The sequence below is a fragment of the Legionella sp. 227 genome (assembly GCF_043161935.1).
GTDB classification, from domain to species: Bacteria; Pseudomonadota; Gammaproteobacteria; order Legionellales; family Legionellaceae; genus Legionella; species Legionella sheltonii.
This window is the reverse complement of the sequence record NZ_CP171154.1, coordinates 3,330,506-3,342,310: the sequence shown is the minus strand read 5'-3', so window position 1 is coordinate 3,342,310 and position 11,805 is coordinate 3,330,506. Positions and strand designations below refer to the sequence as shown.

Below are 11,805 nucleotides of genomic sequence, written 5' to 3'. Positions count from 1 at the left end.
GTGAATTACAGTAAAAGTCATTATTTGTGACAAATCATTTTTAATTTATTTGTAAGCGGTTATAATGCGCAATCATTTCTAACCTTAGTGTGAAATATTGTGTTTAAAAAGTTTTATCTCTTGTTGATTGTAACCTGTCTGTTTTTGCAGGCATGTGCGCATGATGAAGAAAGTGAAACACAGAATTTAAAAAAACCGGATCTCAGTAAGGCTGCGTCATATAATGTTCAGTTGGGATTAGGTTATTTAAAACAAGGTGATAGACCGAGAGCGAAGAAAAAGCTAATTACAGCATTAGAGCAAGAACCGAATTCACCTGATGTTAATTCGGCGATGGCTTACTATTTTGAACAAACAAAAGAGTTGGATCAAGCAGAGAAATATTATTTAAAAGCCCTGTCGGTAGCAGGAAACGGCGGCCCCCAGCTTAATAATTACGGGGCTTTTCTATGCAGACAAGGTGATTATAAAAAAGCTGAAGCTTACTTTTTAAAAGCGGTTAATGATTTAAAATATTTGAATACTGCAGGAGCTTATGAAAATGCAGGTCTTTGTGCGCTATCAGCTCCCAATGAAGATAAAGCCAAGAGCTATTTCGCAAAAGCATTAAATCAGGACCCCTCTCGAAAAGTGTCTTTTTACGAATTACTAAAACTTGAACTTAAAATGGGACATGATTCAGAGGCATTTGCTCTGGTACAGAAGCATCCTGAGCTCGTTTTGAATGATAAGGCATTATTAATTTTGGCCAAAGAAGCCTCTGATAAAGTTGGGCAACATGCTATAGCTGCAGCATATGAACAAAGCATAAATAATTTGAATTCCAATATCGATAATAGTGGAGTAAATAATGAATACAACAACCACGCTGGATGAAAATATAATAGAGCATGATAAGAATCCAGGCGAGCAACTTGCTAGTATACGCCAACAAAAAGGATATACAGTTGAGTATGTTGCCAATAAATTGCATTTAAGGGCTCGTATAATTGAATTAATTGAAAACAATGAATTTCATTTGTTACCAGAACCTGTTTTTGTTAAAGGTTACTTGCGTGCCTATGCTAAATTACTAGGTACTTCCCCTGAGCCTTATTTAGCCATATTTAATGAGCAGTTTGTTGTTGAGAAAAAATCGGATCGCGCGCTCTTATGGCAGCAAAGTAAACGTGAATCTCATAAGGCAGAACACGTTATTCGATGGTTTACAATTTTATTTGCTTTAGGTGTGATCGTTGCTGTAGGTGTTTGGTGGCAAAAAAATAGGGATACTCAACAGGTATTTCCTGCCAAAAATGCTCCTGCTGATTTATCGTTAAATCAAACACCAGCAATGGAAACTACAGAGCTGAAGCTTACTGATATATCAAAAATGCAATCATTATTAAATCCTAAACAGGAAATGTCTCCTTTGGAGAAAATAGGTGGCTGAGCGAATTCAAGCAATACGAGGAATGAATGATATTTTGCCTGATGCAACGGCATCTTGGCGAACTATTGAGCAAATCTTTGTGAGGGTGTTGTCTAGTTTTGGTTATCAGGAAATCCGTTTTCCACTTGTTGAAAGTACCCAATTATTCAAACGGACCATAGGTGAAGTAACCGATATAGTCGAAAAAGAAATGTATACTTTTAATGACTTAAATGGGGACAGTATTACCTTAAGACCCGAAGGTACTGCAGGTTGTGTTCGTGCTTGCTTGCAAAACGGACTTTTGCATAATCAACAGCAAAAATTGTGGTATCTAGGCCCTATGTTTCGTCATGAAAGACCTCAGAAAGGACGATATCGACAATTCAATCAATTAGGTGTAGAGGTTTTTGGAATACCCGGTGCAATGGTTGAATTGGAGTTAATTTCAATTTGTCGTAAATTTTGGGAGCAATTAGGATTTGCCGATTCGGTGCAGTTACAGGTGAATACCTTGGGTGAGTTAGAGGAACGCCAGCGTTATAAAAAAATTCTTGTCGAGTATTTGACAGATCATGAAAATCAGTTGGATGAGGACAGCAAGCGCCGATTAACTCGCAACCCATTAAGGATTTTGGACAGTAAAAACCCTGAAATGCAGCAGTTATTGGCTAATGCACCAAAATTAATGGATGTTCTTGATGGAAAAAGTCGTGAGCATTTTCAGTCTTTTTGTGAGGGTTTGGAGGAATTACAGGTACCTTATGTAGTCAATCCTGTTTTAGTCAGGGGGCTCGATTATTATGGACATACCGTCTTTGAGTGGGTAACTGATAAATTAGGTAGTCAGGCTACTGTCTGTGCCGGAGGACGATATGATATATTGGTGGAACAATTAGGCGGTAATCCAACGTCTGCTGTAGGTTTTGCATTAGGTATAGAAAGAATATACTTGTTGATGGAAACATTGACTCTTCTGAAGGAAGAGAGAAAAAAGAATGCATTGTATATTATTACTGACAATGATCAGGCCGTGATAAAAGGACTTCTAATTTCTGAATTGATACGTAGCGCTTATCCAGAAATTGAAGTATCCGTAAATACTGCGGGTGGTAGTTTCAAAAGCCAATTCAAAAAAGCAGATAAAAGTGGTGCACGACTCGCTTTAATTTTAGGTGAAAATGAATTAGCAAATCAACAAATCAGTATTAAAGATTTACGTAATGAAGCGGAGCAAATTACTGTGGATCAAAATATGATCAATCAAGTATTAAAAGATTATTTCGAGTGAGGTAGGAGAACGCTATGTCAGTGTATATGACTGAAGAGGAACAATTAGAATCGATAAAAAAATGGTGGAAGCAATACGGTAATCTTGTCACCGTAGTATTATCGCTTATCCTCTTTGGTATTGCAGGATATCGATATTTGCATTGGCACCAGGAAAAGCTGACACAACAGGCATCAATTGCCTATGAACAAATGATGGTTGCTCTGTCGAATCAAAATATTAAATCGGTACGAGCCTATGCGAATGAATTGATTCATGAACACAGTAATACAGTCTATGCTGATGCAGCACATATGACTCTTGCGAAAATTTACGTATCGAAAAATAAACTGGATAAAGCAACAGAAGAGCTACAAGCTGTTGCAGCAAACAGTAAAATGTTGTCTTTAAAGCAGATCGCCAAGATCCGTTTGGCACGAATTTTGGCTGCAGAAAAATCTTATACAAATGCCCTTAAGGAACTGAGCAGTGTCGATGATAATACTTATTTACCAGTCATTAATGAATTAAAAGGTGATATTTATGGAGCTACTGGTCAATATCAGGAAGCCATGACTTCCTACAAGCTGGCTTTGGATGAAGTGAAAAATAATGGAATGGGTAATTTATTTTTAGAAATGAAAACTAATGCGATAGCAAGTAAATCACATTCAATGATTTCTGAGAATAAAAAGGTCGAGTCTGCATAACTATTAAATAGGTGCCTGTAAGCAGTGGCGTGAAACGTCTAATTTTCCTTGTTTTTCGCGTTTGCTCAGGATGTAAATTCAAAGCGGATATCACAATTATTGATATATTTTGTATAGCACAAATTTGAGGTTTAATTTTCATGAAAATGAAATTATTTATTTTAATTCTCTGTACCTTAATTCAGGGATGTTCAAAACTTGATGATTACATGTTAGGTAAAGACAATACGCCACAACCTAAAGAGCTGAAGCAAGTTAAAGATAAAATTAAAGTGGAGCAAAATTGGACTACTGCTGCAGGTAAGGCTTCTAAAAATAAAGAATATCTAAGGATAAAACCTGTAGTCAGTGGCGGTGTTATTTATACTGTAGACACTAGTGGTTTAGTACAAGCAATTAATAAACATAATGGTAAAGTAAAATGGGCTACAGAGCTGAAGCATGGTTTAGTTAGTGGTCCTGCTGTAGCTCATGGATATATTGCTGTAGGCACTAATAACTCATCATTAGTAGTGCTAAATCAAAATGATGGTAGAAAATTGTGGCACGCCAAGGTTACTGGAGAAATTTTATCGCCGCCTACTATTCTAGGTAAAAAAGTAATCGTTAAGACAATCGATGGTAGAGTTTATGCATTTAATGCCGCAGACGGTAAGCAGTCGTGGATGGCAGAGCATGGAGCACCGAGCTTAATTCTTAAGGCCGGCTCGTCTCCTGTTGCTATGGGAAATCTAGTGTTAATTGGTTTTTCTGATGGTAAATTGGATGCATACGATCGAGAAACAGGGCGATTAGTATGGCAACGAAGTATTGCATATGCCTCGGGCTCCAGTGATGTAGAGCGCTTAGTCGATATCGACGCTGATCCAATTATCGACAATAATGTAGTGTATCTTGCGAGTTATCAGGGATATATTGGTGCTCTTTCTTTGACTGATGGACAATTTATTTGGAGAAAGCCAGGTTCTGTCTATAAAAATATGGTATTAAATGGTAGTACCTTGTATATAACGGATAGTCATGATGTCTTATGGTCTATTGATAAGCGCAATGGCCAAGTTAATTGGAAACAAACCAGTCTGAAAGCAAGAGGATTGACTGAACCAGCGCTGGTGAAAAATGATTTGGTTGTAGGGGATAAAACGGGTTATCTCCATTTTATTGATGCTCAGACCGGTGAAATTATAGCTCGTTCAAAAGTTTCAGGTGGTGTCAGTATTTCTCCAAGCGTCGTCGGAAGAAAGTTATATGTATTAACAGACAATGGAATGCTTAATCAATTATCTGTGAGTTAATAAATGATCCCTGTGATTGCACTTGTTGGGCGTCCTAATGTTGGTAAGTCTACCTTATTTAATAGGTTAACGAAGACGCAAGATGCCCTCGTTGCTGATTTTCCTGGCTTAACTCGCGATAGGCAGTATGGCCAAGCCCAGCATGATAATAAACACTATATCGTTGTTGATACTGGTGGTATTGGTGTTGACGATATTGCTGTTGATAATTTAATGTCGAAACAATCAGAGATAGCACTGAATGAAGCGGATGTTGTTCTTTTTTTAGTTGATGGACGCTCAGGCCTGACTGGTATAGATGAAAAAATTGCCAATAATTTGCGTAAATTAAGTAAAAAGATACATCTCGTTGTTAATAAAACGGAACAGATGGATGATGATGTGGCTTGTGCTGATTTCCATGCCTTGGGTATTGTAGATATTCATTCCATTTCATCATCCCATGGTAGCGGTATTAGAGAGCTCCTTGATAATGTATTAGCACCATTTGCATCGCAAGATGAGGCAACTGAAGAAGATAATGCAATTAAAATTGCCTTTGCTGGTCGTCCTAATGTTGGGAAGTCAACTTTGATTAACCGCATTTTGGGTGAAGAGCGGGTTGTAGTTTATGATATGCCTGGTACAACCAGAGACAGTATCGCAATTCCTTTTGTTCGTGATGAGCAGAAATATGTTCTGATTGATACAGCGGGTGTACGCAGAAAATCTCGAATTGATGAAAAAATAGAAAAGTTCTCAGTAATTAAAACATTGAAAGCCATTGAAGAATCTAATGTGTGTCTACAACTTCTTGATGCAAGGGAAGGAATTACTGATCAAGACATGAATTTGATTGGTTTTATTATTGAATCCGGTAAGGCTTTAGTTATTGCAGTAAATAAATGGGACGGTCTGGATGAGGAACATAAGGAAAAGGTAAAAAGTGAATTATCCAGAAGATTACATTTTGCTAATTTTGCAAAAATTCGATTCATATCTGCTTTACATGGCAGCGGAGTCGGTAGCTTATTTAAAGACATAAATGAAGCTTATGCTTCAGCAGTCCAATCTTTTTCTACGCCAAAATTAACACGCTTACTTCAGAATCTTAGCACCAAACATACTCCTCCTTGCGTGAGTGGGCGCAGAATAAAATTGAGATATGCTCATCTTGGTGGTCACAATCCTCCTGTGATTGTAATTCATGGAAATCAATTGGCTGATTTACCTGATAGCTATAAGCGTTATTTAAATAATGAATTTATTAAACATTTGGGATTGGTAGGAACTCCTTTGAAACTTGAATTTAAAGGTGGAACAAACCCTTTTGCGGATAAAAAAGTTAAATTATCACAACGCCAAGTGAATAAAAAAAGAAGATTAATGAAGCATGTCAAAAAGAGAGAAAAAAGTAAGAAATAATAACACTATAATCGGAGGTTACACTCCTTCATATTTTCTAGATTTATAGAGCGCTTTACATTGTGAAATAATCTGTTTCATTCGTGTTGCACCAATATTTAATTTATTAAGAAGCGCAGGATTTTCAGCAATTGTTTTGCATAAGAGTATATTTTCCGCAAGTAATGTTTCGATTTCTGCTTTTGTAAAGTTGGTAATGCAGGTGATAGGATATAAACCTGAAAACTCAATTAACTCTTTTAAACTGCCTTTTTCTGGAAAATCCCAGCTAATTAAATGTAAGCCAGCGCACTGACCATATTGTATTGCGTCGTTGGTGAATCGAGTATTAGTAACAAGCCAGCCTTGGATCGTTTCTCCAGGCTTTTTGTTATACGCCTGCTCGATATCAAGAAAGCGAGCTTTGATATATAAAGTAATTTTTACATCACATGCAAGACCTAAACGATTATGGTATTTGCACTCGACAAAAACATGTTCGTTTTGACGTTCACCAACTACATCAACTTCATGGTTGACACAATATCCCTTGGTAATTTGATTATTAAGTACCCTATAGCCTTGATGTCGCATGAGCTCGGCGACGTATTTTTCAAAAGGATATCCAGAAAATCCGAGCTGCATAATCGCGCGTTTTAGATGATACTTACCCGCCAAGGCTTTTGACTGATTTCGTAGAAGCCGAAATGCAATGCGATAAATTTCATGTGTAGTCATTCCATCAACTACAGATTGTGTCACTTCATTAACAATTTTATTAATGAGTGATTCGTCCGCACCAACCCGTTTTAACGACCGGTAGATGCGATGAGGATTGAAGGGAACTTTTTCACCGGTAGACTTAATGATACTAATAGGATTTGTAGGTGTAACGATTCTATTCATTTATAGGTTCCACTTGAGTAGCAAATCAATGATATCTTGACTTATATTAATGTGATTTGAGGGATGAGGAATAGTGTTACAACTAATAATTTTGGATGCATGAGAAGCTAAAAGTTTTTGATACGCAGCGCCGGCAAAAATAGCATGAACACCGATACAAATAGCGGGTTGCATCATTAAGGAGTGAATATGCTTCAATGTTTCTATCATTGTCATTCCACTAGATATAATATCATCAATGAGTATAGGGGTTGCTTTAATATATTGATTTATCCCGGGAATGGAAATTTCAACCTCGGTATCGCTCTTCCTGTTTTTCTCCAATATGGTGAAAGGAGCACTGGATTTTAATGCAATTGTTTCAACCCATTGCGCGCTCTCTGAATCAGGACCAATAAGAATTGGATTGGGTACATGTTGATGGATCCAGGAGGCAATCGCATTGGTCGCATGCAACACGGTAGTTGGTATTTCATAAATTTCATTTAAATTTTTCCAACGATGCAAGTGCGGATCAATCGTGATTAAGCCGTCAAAATAAGAGGAAATCAATTGTGCAAAATAGGTAGAAGTAATGCCTTGACCTGATTCAAATACTTTATCTTGACGCATATAAGTAAGATAAGGAGCTATTAATATTATTTTGGATGCACCTAAAGATTTCACTGTTTGCGCAGCAAATAAAAGTGGAAGAATTTTCGGGTTGGGATGCACCAGATTGACTACAAATATGACTATTCGCTGGGCCACATCAGAGTCAACTTGTACTACAGTTTCTTCATCTGGAAATTGATGAAAGCTCATTTGCCCAAACTCATAATTGCAATTTTTTTGGATCGTGTGCGCCAGTTCATCATGTCCAAATAATGTAAAAAGTATGGGATTTTTCATGTACTGGCCTCAATTTGAAATATTTCATGCCCTTGCTTCAGGAAATCAAGAGCATAATTGAGTTCACTACGAGTTTCCGCGTAGATTCTGAAAAGGGGCTGAGATTTTTTGACTACCGAATGCAGTTCTGTTAATAACTCAACACCTGCTGCTTTTGATTTTGGTGCTCCAGCTAATTTTGCCATTTGAGAGATGTGACGATTATCAATGTTAATCACGATCCCTGAGCGTGTGGATTCAATTGTGTGAACAACCGGTGCTTTTTTTATCTCTCTTAGACCACCTTGAGCCCGGCAAATTGCTTCAAATTTAGCTAAAGCCTTGCCACTATTAAGTAAATGAGTTGCGATATTTAGTCCTTGACCTGGCAAGACCTGAGGGGAAAACTCAATGATATGACCTGCCAATACTAAAGCATGATCACGTAAATCTTGTGGTGCATTTTTATCGCAATTTAAAACGGATAATACATCCAATGCCTCTAAAACAGGTCCAATCCCACGACCTACTGGTTGTGATCCATCGCTGAATATTACTTTTATTTTGAGGTCAAATTCTTCGGCAACACACTCTAATAATTTTTTTAAAGATTCCGCTCTTTCAATGGAACGAACCTTAGCTGTGGTTCCTATAGGCATGTCAATAACTAGATGATTTGAGCCAGCAGCAATTTTTTTTGACAAAATAGAGGCAACCATTTGCCCCTCGCTATCAATGTTTGCAGTTCGTTCAATGCGGATTAGTAAATCGTCAGCAGGGCTTAATGACATGGATCCTCCCCAAACCAAGCAGCCGTTTTCTTGCTCTACAACTTTTTTCATTTCATTGAGTGTTAAATTAACCCTGGTGAATACTTCCATTGTATCTGCTGTTCCTGCTGGGGATGTGATGGCCCGTGAGGAGGTCTTGGGAATTACTAACCCAAATGCAGCCACAATTGAAACAACAATAGGTGTTGTGCGATTTCCTGGTAAGCCACCCACAGAGTGTTTATCTACGATAAACGGAAGCTCCCAAGATAATTGTTGGCCCGAATGGATCATTGCTCGAGTAAGATCAATAATTTCTTTTTGTGAGAGTCTGTCTCCACCGATCGCTGCGATATACATTGCTATATTAATGTCCGAAAGTTGTCCAGATACAATGTCTTTGATGATGTGGTTTGTTTGTTCAGCAGTTAATTCATTACCATAAATTTTGGAGCGAATGTAACTAAGAGAATCTAGTGGTTGAGGATGAATTACTGCAATCTCATCGCCTTCGTTTGCAGAGAGTAGTTCCCATGCGTAATTTGAAAGACTGGCTTCATTGTGTCTTAATAAATCAGTTTCTACCGTGTTTAATGTAGCAATAATAGAGCGCTTATTGAGTATAACCCGAACACGCGTTTGGGCAGTGAATCCTTCGGATATACAAATATAACAATCTTCTCGCATATAAATAACAGGTTCTTTATGCGTATTAATTCCTAAGTATTTAAGCGTCAAAGTTGTGTGCTTTTTACTCATAATTGCTCTTTTTGTTCATACTCAGGAATAGTACATTCCCAACCGAGTTGTGTTTCAATTTTGTTCTTTAAAGAAAGTGCAGCCTCTGGTTCTCCATGAGTTACAAAAGTTTTTTTAGGTGGTTGTTGGAATTGTTTAAGCCAACCGAGTATTTCACCATAATCGGCATGGGCTGAGGTACTTCGCATAGCTTCTACTTGAGCATTTATAGGGATGATTTTGCCATGGGCTTCAATGAACCTTTTACCAGCAAGAATTTCTGCACCTAGTGTTTCCTCTGCTTGGAACCCAGTAAACAATAGAGTATTACGTGGATCCGAAGCGTAGGCTCTAATATGAAATACAATACGACCACCAGATGCCATGCCGCTTGCAGAGAGAATAATCTTGGGTGTTTTATTTAAATCCAATTCAATCGACTCATCCATGGCCCTCACGTAGGTAGCAACATCACAGAGCTCCTGACATTGGCTTTCGGTTAACCGAAGATCTTCTAGATGGTTATATAAAATTTGCGTTGCATTAATCGCCATAGGGCTATCTAAATAAATGGGAACATCTGGAATCGCATTTTCTTTCCTTAACTCAGAAAGATAATGCAATAATACTTGCGAACGACCCACAGCAAATGCAGGAATAATAACTGAGCCGCCTCGCCGAATGGTTTTATTAATAATCGTTTTTAATGTCTGCTTAGGTGGTTCTTTTTCATGCAGACGATCACCGTAGGTTGATTCAATGACAAGGTAATCAACCTGTTGAACTTCTGTAGGTTTCTTCATTACCGGATCATGCATTCTTCCTAAATCTCCACTAAAAAGAAGCGATGTATCCTGATATTGGATTCGTACAAACGATGAACCAACAATGTGCCCGGCAGGAATTAATTGAACACTTAGGTTATTATTCAGTTGGATTACTTTATTGTAGGCATGTGGCTGAAACAGCTTTAATGCATTTTCAGCATCTTCAAGCGTATAAAGAGGAAGAGCAGGGTGATGTTTTGAATAGTGGTACTCATTGGCGTGTTTGGCATCTTCTTCTTGGAGATGTGCACTATCACGTAATAACAGCTCACATAAATCTTTAGTTCCGTACGTGCAATAAATGGGTTTATTGAAACCATTTTTTACTAATAAAGGTAGATAACCGGTATGATCAATATGGGCATGTGTGAGAATGACAGCATCCAATATTTCGGGATTAAACGGCAGTGGGCTCCAATTTCTTAGGCGTAACTCCTTTGGACCTTGAAAAAGCCCGCAATCCACCAAAATATTTTTTTTATCAACCGAAAGAAGGTACTTGGAACCTGTAACAGTTCCATTGGCGCCAAGAAATGTCATTTGCATAATAATTAATCCTTTAATAACAGCGCAGATAAAAAAATTTAATTATTAAAGTCGTAATGTTAAAACATCACATGGGGCATGATTAACCGTAGCATGCGCTGTACTGCCTAAAAATGAATGCAAACCAATAGAAGAGTGGCTTCCAATAATAATAAGCTGGCAATTTAATTCTTTAACTTTATTAAAAATATGTTCTTTGACTGATCCTACTTCAACAAACTGTTGTTCTTGAGGGATATTATAATTTTCACCCAGTAAGGCTAAAACGGTTTGCGCATCATCTTTGGCAGGATTTGCTAATTCTGTAAAACCTAGACCTTGAGCTAGTTGGAAACTCGCAGGAAGCTCTATAACATGCAACAGGTATAATGTAGCATTAAACTGTTTGGCAATAGAAATTGCTTTTTCTGTGAGATGATTATGCTCCTTGAGCAAATCCGTAGCAAATAAAATATTCTTATACATAGAAGCCTCAAATGGTATTTATTATTGTAAATAATAGTAGATTCCTTGATATAAGTACCTATTTTACATTACAAAATATGAAATAATTTAGTTTAAATGGCTGATAGATGGTGTCATATTGATCATATTTTATAGATGTTGATCATGGTGGATATTTGATGGTGTCTAATTGGTCATTTATGCCGAGACTACAGGATTGCACTACATCTGAAACCAGGATTTATTTCTTTCAGAGGAGTCAAAACAAAATCTCGAGAGTGAATGTGTGGATGAGGAACGATGAGTTTCTTAGATTGAACAACACGATTTTCATACAAAAGAAGATCTATATCAATAATTCTAGGACCCCAGCGTTTTTTCCGGATTCTTCCTTGTTTCGTCTCAATTTTTTGGCATGCATTGAGTAGTTCTAAGGGAGATAAAACTGTAGCAAGCTCAACCACTGCATTACAAAAATCTTGTTGTCCTTGTAATCCCCAGGCTTTAGACCAATAAAAGGATGATACTTTAGTAACGACAGTACAGCGCAATGCTTTTATTGATTTAATTGCTTTACGAAGTTGACGTTCAGGGACGTGCTGATTTGATCCCAATCCTAAATAACAAACATTCAT

Annotated in this window: 12 protein-coding genes; 6 read left to right on the top strand and 6 right to left on the bottom strand. The window is 37.5% G+C overall.

Annotation, left to right across the window (positions count from 1 at the left end; all coding sequences use genetic code 11):
* Positions 1-99 precede the first annotated feature (99 nt).
* The 6 genes from pilW (at position 100) to der (ending at position 6,090) form a co-directional block, all read left to right on the top strand.
* Positions 100-876, top strand: coding sequence for a type IV pilus biogenesis/stability protein PilW (gene pilW, locus ACF8MK_RS14535; RefSeq protein ID WP_265704852.1), 777 nt, complete (start codon positions 100-102; stop codon positions 874-876).
* A complete protein-coding gene (locus ACF8MK_RS14530) occupies positions 851-1,432 on the top strand; it encodes a helix-turn-helix domain-containing protein (RefSeq protein WP_265704853.1) in 582 nt (193 codons plus the stop codon). Before pilW ends, ACF8MK_RS14530 begins: the two co-directional genes overlap by 26 nt.
* A 22-nt stretch (positions 1,433-1,454) precedes the next feature.
* The gene (gene hisS / locus ACF8MK_RS14525; RefSeq protein ID WP_392538976.1) at positions 1,455-2,702 is read left to right on the top strand and encodes a histidine--tRNA ligase; all 1,248 of its coding nucleotides are present in this window, start codon (positions 1,455-1,457) and stop codon (positions 2,700-2,702) included.
* Positions 2,703-2,716: 14 nt separating this feature from the next.
* Positions 2,717-3,391 (top strand): YfgM family protein, encoded by a 675-nt coding sequence (locus ACF8MK_RS14520; protein ID WP_392537257.1) that lies wholly within the window; start codon positions 2,717-2,719, stop codon positions 3,389-3,391.
* 140 nt (positions 3,392-3,531) lie between these two features.
* Positions 3,532-4,686, top strand: coding sequence for an outer membrane protein assembly factor BamB (gene bamB, locus ACF8MK_RS14515; RefSeq protein WP_392537256.1), 1,155 nt, complete (start codon positions 3,532-3,534; stop codon positions 4,684-4,686).
* A gap of 3 nt (positions 4,687-4,689) precedes the next feature.
* Entirely contained in the window at positions 4,690-6,090 is a 1,401-nt protein-coding gene (gene der, locus ACF8MK_RS14510) for a ribosome biogenesis GTPase Der (RefSeq protein WP_392537255.1), read from the top strand.
* A gap of 18 nt (positions 6,091-6,108) precedes the next feature.
* Here der and ACF8MK_RS14505 read toward each other — a convergent pair whose 3' ends face one another.
* The 6 genes from ACF8MK_RS14505 to folK all read right to left on the bottom strand — a co-directional run bounded on the left by ACF8MK_RS14505 (position 6,109) and on the right by folK (position 11,805).
* Positions 6,109-6,975: an ATP cone domain-containing protein gene (locus tag ACF8MK_RS14505; RefSeq protein ID WP_392537254.1), complete on the bottom strand. Its 867-nt coding sequence runs from the start codon at positions 6,973-6,975 to the stop codon at positions 6,109-6,111.
* The gene (locus tag ACF8MK_RS14500) at positions 6,976-7,866 is read right to left on the bottom strand and encodes a ribose-phosphate diphosphokinase (protein WP_392537253.1); all 891 of its coding nucleotides are present in this window, start codon (positions 7,864-7,866) and stop codon (positions 6,976-6,978) included.
* Entirely contained in the window at positions 7,863-9,374 is a 1,512-nt protein-coding gene (locus tag ACF8MK_RS14495) for a thymidine phosphorylase family protein (RefSeq protein ID WP_392537252.1), read from the bottom strand. The genes ACF8MK_RS14500 and ACF8MK_RS14495 overlap by 4 nt, the downstream gene beginning before the upstream one ends.
* Entirely contained in the window at positions 9,371-10,726 is a 1,356-nt protein-coding gene (locus ACF8MK_RS14490) for an MBL fold metallo-hydrolase RNA specificity domain-containing protein (protein ID WP_392537251.1), read from the bottom strand. The genes ACF8MK_RS14495 and ACF8MK_RS14490 overlap by 4 nt, the downstream gene beginning before the upstream one ends.
* A 45-nt stretch (positions 10,727-10,771) precedes the next feature.
* Positions 10,772-11,191 (bottom strand): universal stress protein, encoded by a 420-nt coding sequence (locus ACF8MK_RS14485; RefSeq protein WP_265704862.1) that lies wholly within the window; start codon positions 11,189-11,191, stop codon positions 10,772-10,774.
* Positions 11,192-11,379: 188 nt separating this feature from the next.
* Complete coding sequence (folK, locus tag ACF8MK_RS14480) at positions 11,380-11,805, bottom strand: 2-amino-4-hydroxy-6-hydroxymethyldihydropteridine diphosphokinase (RefSeq protein ID WP_392537250.1); 426 nt, start codon at positions 11,803-11,805, stop codon at positions 11,380-11,382.